14 protein-coding genes are annotated in these 16,245 nt (G+C 60.2%); 6 read left to right on the top strand and 8 right to left on the bottom strand.

Features of this window, described 5'->3' with window-relative positions:
• The 3 genes from CIB54_RS11450 to gpmI all read right to left on the bottom strand — a co-directional run bounded on the left by CIB54_RS11450 (position 1) and on the right by gpmI (position 4,420).
• Complete coding sequence (locus tag CIB54_RS11450) at positions 1-1,308, bottom strand: S41 family peptidase (RefSeq protein ID WP_065950081.1); 1,308 nt, start codon at positions 1,306-1,308, stop codon at positions 1-3.
• Between the two features lie 30 nt (positions 1,309-1,338).
• Positions 1,339-2,634: a murein hydrolase activator EnvC family protein gene (locus CIB54_RS11455; protein WP_101219831.1), complete on the bottom strand. Its 1,296-nt coding sequence runs from the start codon at positions 2,632-2,634 to the stop codon at positions 1,339-1,341.
• A 259-nt stretch (positions 2,635-2,893) separates the two neighbouring features.
• Complete coding sequence (gpmI, locus tag CIB54_RS11460; protein WP_101219832.1) at positions 2,894-4,420, bottom strand: 2,3-bisphosphoglycerate-independent phosphoglycerate mutase; 1,527 nt, start codon at positions 4,418-4,420, stop codon at positions 2,894-2,896.
• 151 nt (positions 4,421-4,571) lie between these two features.
• Here gpmI and CIB54_RS11465 point away from each other — a divergent pair, with 151 nt between their 5' ends.
• Genes CIB54_RS11465 through secB form a run of 3 tightly spaced genes read left to right on the top strand, consistent with a single transcriptional unit; the run spans position 4,572 to position 5,756 of the window.
• Positions 4,572-4,985 (top strand): rhodanese-like domain-containing protein, encoded by a 414-nt coding sequence (locus tag CIB54_RS11465; RefSeq protein ID WP_101219833.1) that lies wholly within the window; start codon positions 4,572-4,574, stop codon positions 4,983-4,985.
• A 1-nt stretch (position 4,986) separates the two neighbouring features.
• Positions 4,987-5,241 (top strand): glutaredoxin 3, encoded by a 255-nt coding sequence (gene grxC / locus CIB54_RS11470; RefSeq protein WP_065950084.1) that lies wholly within the window; start codon positions 4,987-4,989, stop codon positions 5,239-5,241.
• A 35-nt stretch (positions 5,242-5,276) separates the two neighbouring features.
• A complete protein-coding gene (gene secB / locus CIB54_RS11475) occupies positions 5,277-5,756 on the top strand; it encodes a protein-export chaperone SecB (protein WP_065950085.1) in 480 nt (159 codons plus the stop codon).
• A gap of 120 nt (positions 5,757-5,876) precedes the next feature.
• On the opposite strand, the gene CIB54_RS11480 is transcribed toward secB, so the two are convergent.
• Entirely contained in the window at positions 5,877-6,332 is a 456-nt protein-coding gene (locus CIB54_RS11480) for a tRNA (cytidine(34)-2'-O)-methyltransferase (protein WP_065950086.1), read from the bottom strand.
• Between CIB54_RS11480 and CIB54_RS11485 the strand changes: the two genes are divergently transcribed.
• A complete protein-coding gene (locus tag CIB54_RS11485; protein ID WP_101219834.1) occupies positions 6,331-6,771 on the top strand; it encodes a hypothetical protein in 441 nt (146 codons plus the stop codon). The two genes, CIB54_RS11480 and CIB54_RS11485, sit on opposite strands and share 2 nt — an antisense overlap.
• A 451-nt stretch (positions 6,772-7,222) precedes the next feature.
• Here the strand turns inward: CIB54_RS11485 and ntrC are convergent, their stop codons facing one another.
• The 4 genes from ntrC to glnA all read right to left on the bottom strand — a co-directional run bounded on the left by ntrC (position 7,223) and on the right by glnA (position 12,289).
• On the bottom strand, positions 7,223-8,659 hold the full coding sequence (ntrC, locus tag CIB54_RS11495; protein ID WP_065950088.1) for a nitrogen regulation protein NR(I): 1,437 nt from the start codon (positions 8,657-8,659) through the stop codon (positions 7,223-7,225).
• Complete coding sequence (gene glnL, locus CIB54_RS11500; RefSeq protein WP_057724492.1) at positions 8,656-9,741, bottom strand: nitrogen regulation protein NR(II); 1,086 nt, start codon at positions 9,739-9,741, stop codon at positions 8,656-8,658. Before glnL ends, ntrC begins: the two co-directional genes overlap by 4 nt.
• Before the next feature lie 364 nt (positions 9,742-10,105).
• Positions 10,106-10,642: a chorismate mutase gene (locus tag CIB54_RS11505; RefSeq protein ID WP_065950089.1), complete on the bottom strand. Its 537-nt coding sequence runs from the start codon at positions 10,640-10,642 to the stop codon at positions 10,106-10,108.
• Positions 10,643-10,882: 240 nt separating this feature from the next.
• Positions 10,883-12,289 carry a glutamate--ammonia ligase gene (gene glnA, locus CIB54_RS11510; protein ID WP_034117297.1) on the bottom strand — a complete coding sequence of 469 codons (1,407 nt, stop codon included), beginning with the start codon at positions 12,287-12,289 and terminating at the stop codon, positions 10,883-10,885.
• 333 nt (positions 12,290-12,622) lie between these two features.
• On the opposite strand from glnA, the gene thiI reads away from it, so the two are divergent.
• Both thiI and typA read left to right on the top strand, forming a co-directional pair.
• Positions 12,623-14,077, top strand: coding sequence for a tRNA uracil 4-sulfurtransferase ThiI (gene thiI / locus CIB54_RS11520; RefSeq protein WP_101219835.1), 1,455 nt, complete (start codon positions 12,623-12,625; stop codon positions 14,075-14,077).
• Between the two features lie 139 nt (positions 14,078-14,216).
• Positions 14,217-16,037 carry a translational GTPase TypA gene (gene typA, locus CIB54_RS11525; RefSeq protein ID WP_034117299.1) on the top strand — a complete coding sequence of 607 codons (1,821 nt, stop codon included), beginning with the start codon at positions 14,217-14,219 and terminating at the stop codon, positions 16,035-16,037.
• Positions 16,038-16,245: the final 208 nt, after the last annotated feature.

The following is a 16,245-nucleotide window of genomic DNA, read 5'->3' on the forward strand; positions in this document are numbered from 1 at the left end:
TCAACGGCTGCGCGTGATGCTCAGGCCCTTGAGCAGGCTCAGCGCCTGGGCCAACTGGTAATCGTCGTCCTGCGGCATCGGTTTGGCTTTGGCGCCACTGCCGGTCGGCTGGTCGGCGCCGCCGTTGCCATTGCCCAGGTGGCCTTGCAGGTCCGCCTCTTTGTAGTACTCGCTGTCGATCTCGTTGGTGATCCTGGCCTTGCGCACTTCGATGTCCGGCACGATGCCCTGCGCCTGGATCGAGCGACCATTAGGCGTGTAGTACAGCGCCGTGGTGATCTTCAACGCACGCTCGTTATTGAGCGGCAACACGGTTTGCACCGAGCCTTTACCGAAGCTGGTGGTGCCCATCAGCACGCCGCGCTTCTGGTCCTGCAGGGCACCGGCAACGATCTCCGAGGCCGAGGCGCTGCCGCCGTTGATCAGCACGGCCAGCGGCACGTTCTCGCTCAGATCGTTGCCGGTGGCCGAGAAGCGCAGCTCGGAATTGGCGATGCGGCCCTTGGTGTAGACGATCAGGCCCTTGGTGATGAAGTGGTCGACCACTTCCACCGCCGATTGCAACACGCCACCCGGGTTGTTACGCAGGTCGAGCACGATGCCGTTGAGCTTCTTGCCATTGTCCTTGCGCAGCTTGGCCAGGGCCTTGGCCACTTCGTCGCCGGTCTTGACCTGGAACTGGGTAATGCGGATGTAACCATAGCCCGACTCCAGCAACTGGCTCTTCACGCTCTTGACCGTGATGGTCGCGCGGGCCAGGGTCACGTCAAACGGGTTGCCGCCGTCGCGCACCAGGGTCAGGGTGATTTTCTGGCCGAGCTTGCCGCGCATTTTGTCGACGGCTTCGGTCATGGATTGGCCACGGGTCGGCTGGCCGTTGATCTTGACGATCAGGTCACCGGCCTGGATGCCGGCCTTGGACGCCGGGGTATCGTCGATGGGCGAGACCACTTTGATCTGGCCGTCTTCGGAGCCCACTTCGATACCCAGTCCACCGAATTCACCGCTGGTGCTTTCCTGCAGTTCAGCGAAGTCTTCGGGGCCCAGGTAGGCCGAATGCGGGTCGAGGTTGCTGAGCATGCCCTTGATGGCATTTTCCAGCAGGGTCTTGTCGTCTACGGGTTCGACATAGGCAGCCTTGATCCGGTCCATGACCTCGGCAAAGGTGCGCAGCTCGTCCAGCGGCAACGGCGCCTTGGTGGTCGCGGCCATTGCAGCGGGTGCAGCCTGGTCGGCAAAAGCCAGAGGCGCGCCGATCACCAGGGCGATCGTCAGGGCCAGCGATGTGAGGCGGGACAAATGCAGCATGTCGAACGAACTCCTAATGTAGATGCGACCCTATCCTTGGGATCGGCACCATTGTGCAGGGTCGCTCGGGCGGCCCTGCTGACGAATAGCGAAGTACAGCGCCGGGGTGTCCTGGCCACCACTGTTACCGACAGTGGAGATGGATTCACCGGCTTTTACCACATCACCTGCCGACTTGAGTAACGTCTGATTGTGGCCGTAAAGGCTCAAATAGCCATTACCGTGGTCAAGAATCACCAGCAAACCGGCCCCGCGCAGCCAATCGGCAAACACCACGCGCCCGCCGTGGACGGCGTGGACCTGGCTGCCCGCAGAGGCGCTGATCATCACACCATCCCACTTGGCACGGGTATCATCGCCGCGGGTTTCACCGAAGCGTGCCAACAGTCGACCATCAACCGGCCATGGAAGTTTGCCGCGGGCTGAAGCAAAAGGCCCGCCGAATGACTCGCCGCTGCTGGAAACCAGCGGGCCAGGCTCTGCATGCGCCGGTTTGCGCGGGGCCGGCGCATCGCTGGTGGCAGCCAGTTCGGCCTCACGCTGGCGCTTTTTTTCGGCTTCCTGCTGGGCGATCAGCGCTTTTTGCCGCGCTTCTTCGGCCTCGCGTGCCTGGCGCGCCAGGGTTTCTTCGATAGTCTTGAGCACTTTGGCCAGGTCAGCCTGGTCCTGCTCGCGGGCCTGGAGCTTGGCGTCGCGGGCTTTTACGTCATCGTTGAGTTTGGCCAGGGCTTGCTGGCGTTCCTTGCGGACCTTGTCCAACTCGTTGCGCTGGGTGTCGAGCGCGGTCTTCTGGTCGAGCAGTTGGGCCTGCTGATCATTGATCTCCTGCTCGACATTGGCCAACTGGCGCAGCGTTTCGTTAAAGCCCTTCAACTGCGCCAGGCGCGCCTGGCTCAGGTAATCGTAATAGGTGAGGGTGCGGGCAAATTTTTCCGGGTTCTGCTGGTTGAGCAGCAGTTTGAGATATTCCTGGCGGCCGCTCTGGTAGGCGGCGCGGGCCTGGATCGCGATCAGGCGTTGCTGTTCAACGCGTGCGCTCTGGAGTTTTTTTTTCTCAGCGTCGAGTCGCTCCAGTTCCGACTCGCTCTTCTTTAGTTCTTTTTGCAGCTCCTGGACCTGCTTCTCCAGCTTGCCCATTTCGGTTTCCGTGCCGCGCAGGTCTTTCTGCACGCCGGACTTTTCTTCCTGGAGCTTGCCGAGCAGTTTTTTCAGCTCGGTAATGTCCTGACGCGTAGCGTCCAACTGTTGTTGGGTTTGTGCACGCTCATCGGCAAATGCCGGTTGGAGCAGGCAGACAAGAGCGAGGGTAATCAAGGCGCGAAGCATAGAGGCGGGCGACACCAGGGGAAAGGGACGCTCTAGTATGCCCGCCAAGCGCCGCAAAAAAAACGTCCAATTGGGGCGGGCGGGCAAGATAGGTGCCGAGTGGTGGTGGTATGGCAAAAAGATATCTTCCAAACACCGAAGGGCCAATGTGGGAGGGGGCTTGCCCCCGATAGCGGTGGACCAGTCACATAAGTGTTGACTGACACTCCGTCATCGGGGGCAAGCCCCCTCCCACATTGGATCTACCGTGTTGTTTAAATCAGACCAGGATTGAAGTGCCAGTCATTTCCTTCGGCTTTTCCAGCCCCATCAGCATCAGCATGGTCGGCGCCACATCCGCCAATACGCCGCCGTTACGCACTTTGAAATCGCGCTTGCCGACGTAGATGAACGGCACCGGCTCGGTGGTGTGGGCTGTGTGGGCCTGGCCGGTGGACTCGTCGGACATTTGCTCGCAGTTGCCGTGGTCGGCGGTGATCAGCGCTTCGCCACCGACGTTGTCCAGGGCATCGACGATGCGGCCCACGCACAGGTCCAGGCACTCCACGGCCTGGGTGGCCGCTTCCAGGTTGCCGCTGTGGCCGACCATGTCGCCGTTGGCGTAGTTGACCACGATGACGTCATAACGCTGATGCTCGATGGCATCGACGATTTTGTCGGTGACTTCCGGCGCGCTCATTTCTGGCTGCAGGTCGTAGGTGGCGACTTTTGGCGATGGGATCAGGATGCGTTCTTCACCCGGGAACGGCTCTTCGCGGCCACCGGAGAAGAAGAAGGTCACGTGGGCATATTTTTCGGTTTCGGCGATGCGCAGTTGCGTCTTGCCGTTTTTCGCCAGGTAATCGCCCAGCACGTTTTCCAGGCTGCCCGGCGCGAATGCCGAAGGGGCCGGGATGTTGGCGGCGTATTGGGTAAGCATTACGAACTCGGCTTTCGGCTGGCGTGCGCGGTCGAAATCCTTGAAACCGGCGTCGACAAACACATGGCTCAGTTCACGGGCACGGTCGGCGCGGAAGTTCATGAACACCACGGCGTCGCCGTCTTCGACTTTCACCGGCTCACCGATGGTGGTGGCCTTGACGAATTCATCGCTCTCGCCACGCGCGTAGGCGGCTTCCAGGCCTTGCTGGGCAGTGGCGGCGTTGAATTCGGCCTGACCGTCGACGATCAGGTTGTAGGCTTGGGCCACGCGGTCCCAGCGGTTGTCGCGGTCCATGGCAAAGTAACGGCCTACCAGGCTGGCGATGCGGCCTTTGCCCAGGGCGGCGAACGTGGCGTCCAGCAGTTCGATGGACGACTGCGCGCTTTTGGGCGGGGTGTCGCGACCATCAAGGAAGGCGTGCAGGTAGATCTTGTCGGCACCGCGCTTGAAGGCCAGTTCGGCCATGGCGATCAGGTGGTCCTGATGGCTGTGTACGCCGCCATCCGAGAGCAGGCCCATGAAGTGCACGGCCTTGCCGGCGGCGACGGCTTTATCCACCGCCGCGCAAATGGTCGGGTTCTCGAAGAACTCGCCATCGCGGATCGCTTTGGTCACGCGGGTGAAGTCCTGATAGACCACTCGTCCGGCGCCGAGATTCATGTGGCCGACTTCCGAGTTGCCCATCTGGCCGTCCGGCAGGCCCACGTCCATGCCGGAGCCTGAGATCAGGCCGTTGGGCACGGTGGCGGTGAGGCGGTCCAGCACAGGCTTGCGGGCGGCGTACACCGCGTTGTCGTGGTGGCTTTCACTGTGTCCGAAGCCATCGAGAATTATCAGGACCAAAGGTTTAGGCGTGGTAGTCATAGATCCTCTCGCGGCGTTAATAAAGGAAGGCAATGGAAAAGTGAGTGGCAGTTTAAAGCGAAGTTCCAACCGCGTCACCGCTTTACGGGGGTTGGCCGCCCCCGACGGCTGTGTATACTTACCGCCATTTTAACGCCCTGGAACCTCCTTGATGGTTGATCACCTGATTGCATTTGCCACTGCCCACTATCTGCTCGTGGGTGCCTTCGTCATCCTGCTGGCGCTGCTGATCGCTCACGAATTGAGCCGTGGTGGCCGCAGCCTGAGTACATCGGAGCTGACCGCGCTGGTCAACAAGGATGAGGCCGTTGTCGTGGATATTCGCTCGGCCAAGGATTTCGCCGCCGGCCATATCGTCGGCGCCCTGAACATTCCCCAGGACAAGCTGATCGCGCGCTTGGCCGAACTGGAGAAATACAAGGCCAAGACTATTATCCTGGTCGACGCCCAAGGCCAGCACTCCGGCACTCACGCCCGCGAGATGCTCAAGTCCGGCTTCACCGCTGCCAAGCTGTCCGGTGGTATCAGCAGCTGGCGTGGCGATAACCTGCCGTTGGTGAAGTGATATGAGCCAGGTTGTCGTGTATTCCAGCGATTATTGCCCTTTTTGCATCCGAGCCAAGCAGTTGCTCCAGAGCAAGAAGGTGGCCTTCGAAGAAATCAAGGTCGACGGCAAACCTCAAGTGCGCGCTGAAATGGCCCAGAAGGCTGGCCGCACGTCGGTCCCGCAGATCTGGATCGGCAGCCGGCATATCGGTGGTTGCGACGACCTGTTCGCCCTGGAGCGCGCCGGTAAACTCGACGCGCTGCTGTCCGCCTAACCCCTAAAAGACCCCAAGATAAAGAAGGATCTGCGATGACTGACCAACAGAACCCCGAAGCAGCGCAAGACCAAGGCCCACAGTTTTCGCTGCAGCGCATCTACGTGCGTGACCTGTCGTTCGAAGCGCCGAAAAGCCCGGCGATCTTTCGCCAGGAATGGACCCCAAGCGTCGCGCTGGACCTGAACACTCGCCAGAAATCCCTGGAAGGTGACTTCCACGAAGTCGTGCTGACCCTGTCGGTCACCGTCAAGAACGGCGAAGAAGTGGCCTTCATCGCTGAAGTGCAGCAGGCCGGTATCTTCCTGATCCAGGGCCTGGACGAAGCGTCCATGAGCCACACCCTGGGCGCGTTCTGCCCGAACATCCTGTTCCCGTATGCTCGTGAGACCCTGGACAGCCTGGTCACCCGTGGCTCGTTCCCGGCGCTGATGCTGGCGCCGGTGAACTTCGATGCCCTGTACGCCCAAGAGCTGCAGCGCATGCAACAGGAAGGTGCGCCGACGGTTCAGTAAGTCGATGCGGTAAAAAAATGCGGGAGGGGGCTTGCCCCCGATTGCGGTGGGTCAGCTACAGGTATGCTGGCTGATACACCGCCATCGGGGGCAAGCCCCCTCCCACATTTGCTATGTGTGTTACTTGAAACCGAGTTGGCGCCAGCCTTCGTAGACGGCGACGGCGACGGTGTTGGACAGGTTCAGGCTGCGGCAGCCCTCGCGCATCGGCAAGCGCAGGCGATGGCCATCAGGCAGGGCATCGAGTACCTCGGCCGGCAGGCCGCGGCTCTCCGGGCCGAACAGAAACGCGTCGCCCTCGGCAAAGCTGGCATCATGAAAAGGCCGCGAGCCCTTGGTGGTGAACGCGAACACACGTGGCTGGCCCAGGCTGTCCAGGCAACTGGCCAGGTCGGCGTGGCGCTGGAGGGTGGCGTACTCGTGGTAATCCAGTCCGGCGCGACGCAGGCGTTTATCGTCCATGTCGAAGCCCAGCGGTTCGATCAAATGCAGGTGGCAGCCACTGTTGGCGCACAGCCTGATAACGTTGCCGGTATTCGGCGGAATTTCTGGTTGAAAAAGGATGACGTGAAACATGCACGGCTCCGAAGGCAAAGATGCGCTGCATTCTACCCCCGAAGACGACCCAAGGCCGAAGCTATTGCCCAGGGTATTGGGCTCACTGGCGATCGTCGGCTTGATGGTGGGCTTGATGATCGGGCGCCTGACCACCCCGCAACCGGTCGAGTTGCAACAGGTAGAGCCTGTGGCGGACGGTGTGGTGGTGTGGTTCAACCGCGAGCCCAAGCTGCACGGCGAGCATATCGACGGCACCGTGGCGCTGCTGTTCGACGCGCAAGGCAAGGTCACCGCAGGGCGACTCAAGGTCAATGACAAGGATGTGAACTGGCGGGTGCGCAAGACCGACGGGGGTTTGCTGCTCAACCTGGTGGCGGCCCGGCCATTGCGTGGGGAGTGGAAGGGCCAGGAGGTCGATGACCGCTGGCGGCTGGAGATCCATCTCCATGAGCAATAAAAGAGGGAGGTCCCGGCCTGCCTGTACCAGGGCTCCCAAAACGGGGTGAAGCCAGGGGCTTCGGTGTTAAAGAGGGGATTCTCGGCCTGCCTGTACCAAGGTCCCCGAAACTGGGTAGTACCAGGGTTATTGCAGGGGGCGTGCCAGAGTTTGCAATTAGCCCCATAAAAACTTGCAAGAAAGCGCAAAGCCCCGGAATTCGGGGCTTTGGCGGTTTCAGCTGTCGAGAATTCTTCAGCGATAACGATCTTTCAGGTACCGGGCCCGTGCCCAATGCCGGTTCATGGTGCATTGAAGCAGTGCACAACCCTCAAATCTTGTGAAGATCCAAATGTGGGAGGGGGCTTGCCCCCGATAGCGGTGCATCAGCCAGCCTATCTGTAGCTGACCGACCGCCATCGGGGGCAAGCCCCCTCCCACATTGGATTTTCAGTGGCTCAGAGAGCGATGATCAGGCGTCGTCGCTGTCGTCGTCATCCCCGCCATCCACCTTCATCCCCAGTTCCTTGATCTTGCGCGTGAGGGTGTTACGCCCCCAACCCAGCAGCACGGCGGCATCGCGGCGGCGGCCGGCGGTGTGCTTGAGCGCGGTCTCGATCATGATCCGCTCGAACGCCGGTACAGCGCTGTCGAGCAGGTTCGACTGGCCGCGTGCCAGGGCCTGGTCGGCCCATTGACGCAGCGCCTGTTCCCAGTTGGTCACTGGGGCCGAGTCCTGCGGCAGGCTCAGCAGCTCCGGCGGCAGGTCGCTGATGTGCACTTCGCGCCCGGACGCCATCACCGTGATCCAGCGGCAGGTGTTCTCCAGCTGGCGTACGTTACCGGGCCATGGCAGGTGCTTGAGGTATTCCTCGGTCTCGCTTTTGAGCAGCTTCGGCTCCACGGCCAGTTCCTGGGCGGCGCGGCTGAGGAAGTGGCGGGCGAGGGTGGGGATGTCTTCGCGGCGGTCCGACATGCGCGGGATATGGATGCGGATCACGTTGAGGCGGTGGAACAAGTCCTCACGGAATTTGCCGGCGTGCACCAGGGTTTCCAGGTTCTGGTGCGTGGCTGCGATGATGCGTACATCCACCTTGACCGGCGTGTGGCCGCCCACCCGATAGAACTCGCCGTCCGCCAGCACCCGCAGCAGGCGGGTCTGGGTATCGGCCGGCATGTCGCCGATTTCGTCGAGGAACAAGGTGCCGCCGTCTGCCTGTTCAAAGCGCCCACGGCGCAGGTTGGCCGCGCCGGTGAACGCACCTTTTTCATGGCCGAACAGCTCGGACTCCATCAAGTCCTTCGGGATAGCGGCCATGTTCAGCGCAATGAACGGCGAGGCTGCCCGAGGGCTGTGACGGTGCAGGGCGTGGGCCACCAGTTCTTTACCGGTACCCGATTCGCCGTTGATCAGCACGGTGATGTTGGAATGGCTCAAGCGCCCGATGGCACGAAACACTTCCTGCATCGCCGGCGCTTCGCCGATGATCTCCGGGGTGCGGGTCAGGGCCGGCGGGGCTTCCTGGTTCTGTTGCTCCTGGGCGTGCTGGTTGGCGCGCTTGACCAGCGCCACCGCCTCATCCACATCGAACGGCTTGGGCAGGTACTCAAAGGCGCCGCCCTGGTAGGACGCAACGGCGCTGTCCAGGTCCGAGTGCGCCGTCATGATGATCACTGGCAGGCGCGGGTGCTGTTCGCGAATGCGCGCCAGCAAGTCCAGGCCGCTGGCGCCGGGCATGCGGATATCGGAGATGATCACGTCCGGCTGCTGGCGAGCCAGGCGGCTCATCACGCCGTCGGCGCTGTCGAAGCTCTGGGTGGTCATGCCTTCCTGTTGCAAGGCTTTCTCCAGGACCCAGCGGATAGAACGGTCGTCATCGACGATCCAGACAGTTTCACTACGGCTCATGTCGTGGGGGCTCCTTGTTCCAATGGCAGGAAGATCGAGAACGTGGTGTGGCCGGGATGGCTCTCACATTCGATCAGGCCCTGGTGCTGGCTGATGATGTTCTGGGTAATGGCCAGGCCCAGCCCGGTACCGTCCGGGCGGCCGCTGACCATGGGGAAGAAGATGGTTTCCTGCAGTTCGGCCGGGATGCCCGGGCCGTTGTCGATGATCTCGACCTTGGTCACCAGGCGATGGCGTACGTGGCCAATGGTGAACTGGCGCAGCGCGCGGGTGCGCAGGCTGATACGGCCCAGGCGCAACTCGTTCTGGCTGCTGATGGCCTGCATGGCGTTGCGCACAATGTTGAGCACCGCCTGGATCATTTGCTCGCGGTCGATCAAGACGTCGGGAATGCTCGGGTCGTAGTCGCGCACCAGGGTGATGCAGCCCTGGCTTTCGGCGTCGACCAGTTGGCAGACGCGCTCCAGCACTTCGTGCACGTTGGTCATGGCCAGGGACGGCAGCTTGTTGGAGCCGAGCATGCGGTCCACCAGGTTACGCAGGCGGTCGGCCTCTTCGATGATGACGTTGGTGTAGTCCTTGAGATGCTCCTCCGGCAGCTCGCGGGCCAGCAACTGCGCCGCGCCGCGAATGCCGCCCAGGGGGTTCTTGATCTCATGGGCCAGGCCACGCACCAGCATCTTGCTGGTTTCCTGCTTGGACAGTTGCGCCTCTTCCTTGGTGATGCGCAGCAGGCGGTCGCGAGGGTGCACTTCGAGCAGCAGCAGGGTGGCGCCATTGCTCAGGATCGGCGTCACCGCATAGTCGACGGTCAGCGTCTGCCCGGTCAGGGCGGTGAGCATTGCTTCGCGCTTGGTGAACGGGTGCGCCTGCTCCACGGCCTGGCGCAACGAGCTCAAGGCTTCGGCCGACTCGGTGAACAATTCGCTGATGAACTGCCCATGGCTGCGCTGGCCACTGATCGCCAGGAGCATCTCCGCCGCGGGGTTCATGTACTCAAGGCGCAAGTCGGCATTGAGCAGGATGGTCGCGGTGGTCAGGTTGTCGAGTAACAAACGGTGCAGTGCATCGCTGATGGTCATCGGGACCTCTTTTGGAGCAAGGCGCAGGCTTGAGGCACACGCTGATACAAGGAAAATGCAAAAAACAAACCAAGGCTCCGAAAAGAAGCGTTAAACCCATGAAATAGGGGATTGAGGCGCGAAACTGTGGCGTTCTGCCAGCCTGCTCGGGAAGAATCGAACCAAAATGGGCTGTGGCTGCAGTAGGGGTGCAACCTGTCGCACCAATATAGTGCGACTTGGAGCAGGCTGTCAGGGATGGATGCGATCCAAATGTGGGAGGGGGCTTGCCCCCGATAGCAGGGTGTCAGTCAGCCTATCCATCAACTGAACCACTGCCATCAGGGGCAAGCCCCCTCCCATACTTTTAATTGGGTTTACAGGGCTAGCCTTTGTATATGCACAGCTCGGCGGTGGCGCGGATCATCGCCAGTTGGCGCAGCGGGTCATTCAGTGGCTCATGCACCGCCTCGGCGAGCCACTGCGGGCATTGCGAGTCGGTACGCTGCGGGGTGAAGTCGGCCAGTTGTTGCAGCAGGCGTTTTTGCAGTTCATCCAGCTGCGGGCGAATCTGTTTGACCAGGTCAGGGCGCGGATCGTCGGGGGCCTTGCCCTGGAACTGCCAGTCGGACAGGTGGGTGTATTGCACCAGTTTGTTTGCCTCGATCTGCGCTGAGAAAAACTGCTCGGCCGCGGCGGGCTCAAGCTTGTAGCTCGGGGCTTGGGCGATGACGCTGGCGATCACTTCCTGCTCGCGCTTTTTGTCTTCCACAGGCTTGTGGCTATCCCATTTGCTCAGGGCGACCTGGTCGGCAATCTCCAGGCGCTCGGCGATGCTGTTGAGCAAGGGTTCGAGCGTCGGCGGCGCAGCGCTGGCGGTGACGCTGACAAGCATCAAGGCAAATACGAATCGACATTTCAAAGGAGGTCCCCCTGTAGGAGCGAGCTTGCTCGCGAAGGTCGCTAACGATAACGCGTAAATGTTGAAGAAATGCGGTGTCTTGGAGTTTTTCGCGAGCAAGCTCGCTTCTACAGTGGTCTGGGCACCTCGGTGGTCGGCAAAATGCTCGACCGCCACGCCCCGGCCGGCTAACGCCAGGCAAAAAAAAGACCTCCCGCAGGAGGTCTTTTTCATCACGCCACCTTAAGCAGCGCTACCGGATCAGCAGCTGTAGTACAGCTCGTATTCCAGTGGGTGTACGAAGGTGCGAACCTTGATTTCTTCTTCGCTTTTGAGCTCGATGTAGGCATCGATGAAGTCGTCGCTGAATACGCCGCCCTTGGTCAGGAACGCACGGCCCTTGTCCAGCTCTTCCAGGGCTTCTTTCAGGCTGCCGCACACTTGTGGGATCTCTTTGGCCTCTTCAGGCGGCAGGTCATACAAGTTTTTATCGGCAGCGTCGCCAGGGTGGATCTTGTTCTGGATACCGTCCAGGCCAGCCATGACCAGCGCGGCGAAGGCCAGGTACGGGTTGGCTGCCGGGTCCGGGAAGCGGGCTTCGATACGGCGAGCACGCGGGCTGGACACGTAAGGAATACGGATCGAGGCGGAACGGTTACGGGCCGAGTAAGCCAGCATGACCGGCGCTTCGAAACCTGGCACCAGACGCTTGTAGGAGTTGGTCGACGGGTTGGTGAAGCCGTTCAGGGCCTTACCGTGCTTGATGATGCCGCCGATGAAGTACAGGGCGGTGTCGGACAGGCCGGCATAACCTTCGCCAGCGAAGGTGTTCTTGCCTTCTTTAGCGATGGACAGGTGAACGTGCATACCCGAACCGTTATCGCCGTACAGCGGCTTGGGCATGAAGGTAGCAGTACGGCCGTAGGCATCCGCCACGTTGTGTACGCAGTACTTCAGGGTCTGGACTTCGTCAGCCTTGGCGACCAGGGTGTTGAACTTCACACCGATTTCGTTCTGGCCGGCAGTCGCCACTTCGTGGTGGTGAACTTCGATGACCAGGCCCATCTCTTCCATGGCGTTGCACATGGAGGTACGGATTTCGTGGTCGTGGTCGAATGGCGGAACCGGGAAGTAGCCACCTTTGATACCTGGACGGTGGCCTTTGTTGCCGCCTTCGATGTCCTGGTCGGACATCCACGAGCCTTGTTCGGAGAAGATTTTGAACATGGAACCGGAGATGTCGGACTTGAACTTGACCGAATCGAAGATGAAGAATTCAGGCTCCGGGCCCACGAATACGGTGTCGCCGATACCGGTCGACTTCAGGTATTCCTCGGCACGCTTGGCGATCGCACGTGGGTCGCGGTCGTAGCCTTGCATGGTCGAAGGCTCGATCACGTCGCAGACGATGATCAGGGTTGGGTCTTCGGTGAACGGGTCGAGGACGGCAGTGCTGTCGTCCGGCATCAGGATCATGTCGGAGGCTTCGATGCCTTTCCAGCCAGCGATGGAGGAACCGTCGAACATCTTGCCTTCTTCGAAGAAAGCATCATCCAGCGCGTCGCGAGCCGGCATGGTCACGTGGTGCTGAGTACCTTTGGTGTCCGTGAAGCGCAGATCAATCCATTTAACGTCATGATCTTTGATGAGTTGAACCGACTTCGACATGGTGTCCTCCGGGTGGCTTCGGGCTTGGTAGTGGAGTTAGCCCTTAGAATTTGGGTGATGCCGGCGCGGATACTCCGCCAAGGCAACCTGCCTCACAAGAGAGCAAATTGCATGCCAGTGCGCCAACATGGTCTTTTTGCTTCAAAATGGCCCCTATAACGGTGCAAACGGCCAATGGGCGATAAATAGCGCACCGCAATGTAGCGTTATTTGGCGAAAATGACCTGTTTTGGTGCGCTGCACATGCGATGCATATTAACTGGTTAAACCTTGAGCGATTTCCGCTATAATCCGCGCCCCCCTTTTTCAGCAGGCCCGGCGCGCGCTGTTTCCATGAAATTAATCGTTAAAGTCTTCCCCGAGATCACCATCAAGAGCCGACCGGTACGGATGCGTTTCATCCGTCAGTTGGCCAAGAACATCCGTGCCGTGCTCCGCGATCTGGACCCTGCTGTGGTGGTGAACGGCGTGTGGGACAATCTCGAGCTGGAAACCCGCCTGACCGACGCCAAAGCCTTGAAGGACATGACCGAGCGCCTGAGCTGCATGCCGGGTATCGCGCATTTCCTGCAAGTGGACGAGTACCCGCTGGGCGACTTCGACGACATCACCGAGAAGTGCAAGCTGCACTTTGGTGGTGAGCTTGCCGGCAAGATTTTTTCGGTGCGTTGCAAGCGCGCCGGCAAGCATCCGTTCAGCTCCATGGATGTGGAGAAATACGTCGGCAGCAAGCTGCGTCGCGAATGCGGCGCCGCCGGAATTTCCCTCAAAGCGCCGCAAATCGAAGTGCGCATGGAAATTCGCGACCAACGGTTGTTTGTGATCCACAGCCAGCACGACAGCATCGGCGGCTACCCGCTGGGCGCCCTGGAACAGACCCTGGTGTTGATGTCCGGCGGTTTCGATTCCACGGTCGCGGCCTACCAGATCATGCGGCGCGGCCTGATGAGCCACTTCTGCTTCTTCAACCTGGGCGGTCGTGCACACGAATTGGGCGTGATGGAAGTGGCGCACTTTATCTGGAAGAAGTACGGCAGCTCCCAACGCGTGCTATTTGTAAGCGTGCCGTTCGAGGAAGTGCTGGGCGAAATTCTCGGCAAAGTCGATAACAGTCATATGGGCGTGGTATTGAAGCGTATGATGTTGCGCGCTGCGTCCCGGATCGCCGACCAGTTGCAGATCGATGCGCTGGTGACCGGTGAGGCGATCTCCCAAGTGTCCAGCCAGACGTTGCCGAACCTGTCGTTGATCGACTGCGTGACCGAGAAGCTGGTGCTGCGCCCGCTGATCGCCAGCCACAAGCAGGACATCATCGACCAGGCAGAAGAAATCGGCACCGCCGACTTTGCCAAGCATATGCCCGAGTATTGCGGGGTCATTTCGGTGAACCCCAAGACCCACGCCAAGCGCAACCGCGTGGAGTATGAAGAACAACAGTTCGACATGGCGATTCTGGAGCGTGCGCTCGAGAACGCCAAACTGGTCCCGATCGATCGCGTCATCGACGAGCTGGGCCAGGATGTGCAGATCGAAGAAGTCAGCGAAGCCCTGGCCGGCCAGATCATCGTCGACATCCGTCACCCGGATGCCGCCGAAGACGAGCCGCTGGAGATTCCTGGCATCGACGTACAAACGCTGCCGTTTTATGCATTGAACGCGCGTTTCAAGGAACTGGATGACAGCCGTCAGTACCTGCTGTATTGCGACAAAGGCGTGATGAGTCGCCTGCATGCCCACCATTTGCTCAGTGAGGGACATGCCAATGTGCGCGTTTATCGACCGAGCTAAGAGCCCGGGGCTGTTTGCCTGTGGCCTGCGTCACCGGCCCCCCGACTCTGCCGTCAAGCTGTAACGGCAAGGCCTGACTCTACTGTTAATCGCTGCCACGACCTGTCAGCACACCGAATCCTCTGATCGAGATACACAAGTGATCGAAAATCTACGTAACATCGCCATCATTGCTCACGTTGACCATGGTAAAACCACCCTGGTAGACAAACTCCTGCGTCAATCCGGCACCCTGGAGCGCAACGAGCTCAACGACGAGCGCGTGATGGACTCCAACGACCAGGAAAAAGAGCGCGGTATTACCATCCTGGCGAAAAACACCGCCATCAACTGGAACGGCTACCACATCAACATCGTGGACACCCCGGGCCACGCCGACTTCGGCGGCGAAGTTGAACGCGTAATGTCGATGGTCGACTCCGTTCTGCTGCTGGTTGACGCTCAAGACGGCCCTATGCCGCAAACCCGTTTCGTGACCAAGAAGGCGTTCGAAGCCGGCCTGCGTCCGATCGTGTGCATCAACAAGGTTGACCGTCCAGGCGCGCGTCCGGACTGGGTTCTGGACCAGATCTTCGACCTGTTCGACAACCTCGGCGCTACCGAAGAACAACTGGATTTCCAGGTTATCTACGCCTCGGCCCTGAACGGCATTGCCGGTCTGGAACACACCGCCATGGCTGAAGACATGACCCCGCTGTACCAGGCCATCGTTGACCACGTTCCACCACCGAAGGTTGACCGTGACGGTCCGTTCCAGATGCAAATCTCGGCACTGGACTACAACAGCTTCCTGGGTGTTATCGGCGTTGGTCGTATCGCGCGTGGCAGCGTCAAGCCGAACACCCCGGTTGTTGCCATCGGCGCCGACGGCAAGAAGCGCAACGGTCGCATCCTGAAGCTGATGGGTCACCACGGCCTGCACCGTATCGACGTTGAAGAAGCCTTCGCCGGCGACATCGTGTGCGTCAGCGGTATGGACTCGCTGTTCATCTCCGACACCCTGTGCCAGCCGGACACCGTCGAGGCGATGAAGCCTCTGACCGTCGACGAGCCAACCGTTTCCATGACCTTCCAGGTAAACGACTCGCCGTTCTGCGGTAAGGAAGGCAAGTTCGTGACCTCCCGTAACATCAAGGAGCGTCTGGACAAAGAGCTGCTGTACAACGTTGCCCTGCGCGTTGAAGAAGGCGACTCGGCCGACAAGTTCAAGGTCTCCGGCCGTGGTGAGCTGCACCTCTCGGTACTGATCGAAACCATGCGTCGCGAAGGCTTCGAAATGGGTGTTGGTCGTCCGGAAGTGATCATCCGTCAGGTTGACGGCGTGAAGCAGGAACCGTTCGAAAACGTCACCATCGACACCCCTGAAGAATCCCAGGGCAAGGTCATGGAAGAGATGGGCCTGCGTAAGGGCGACCTGACCAACATGGTGCCGGATGGCAAAGGCCGTGTACGTCTGGAATACAACATCCCTGCGCGTGGTCTGATCGGTTTCCGTAACCAGTTCCTGACCCTGACCAACGGTGCTGGCATCCTGACCTCGATCTTCGATCGCTACGACACCATGAAGTCCGGTGACATGTCCGGTCGTCAGAACGGTGTTCTGGTATCGGTAGAAACCGGCAAGGCGCTGACCTACTCCCTGGAAACTCTCCAGGCGCGTGGCAAGCTGTTCGTTGAACACGGTCAAGAGATCTACAACGGTCAGATCGTTGGTCTGAACAGCCGTGACAACGACATGGGCGTCAACCCAACCAAAGGCAAGAAGCTCGACAACATGCGTGCTTCGGGTAAAGACGAAACCATCGCTCTGGTTCCACCTGTTCGCTTCACCCTGGAACAGGCCCTGGAATTCATCCAGGACGACGAGCTGTGTGAAGTCACGCCTAAGTCGATCCGCCTGCGTAAGAAGATCCTGGACGAAGGCGAGCGTACCCGCGCTGCCAAGAAAGCCAAGAACTGAGTTAACTCAGGCTGAATGAAAAACGCCCCCGGTCGAAAGGCCGGGGGCGTTTTTTTATGCCTGCTGTTTGTGTGGTGGCTGTGCCGGCCCTATCGGGGGCAAGCCCCCTCCCACACTTGAATGTGTTCACAGATCAAAATGTGGGAGGGGGCTTGAACTGGTCAAGTAATCTTGGACACTGATTAAGGTTCACGCCGCCAACCTTTCC

The organism is Pseudomonas fluorescens (genome assembly GCF_002837185.1).
Taxonomy (GTDB): Bacteria; Pseudomonadota; Gammaproteobacteria; order Pseudomonadales; family Pseudomonadaceae; genus Aquipseudomonas; species Aquipseudomonas fluorescens_AM.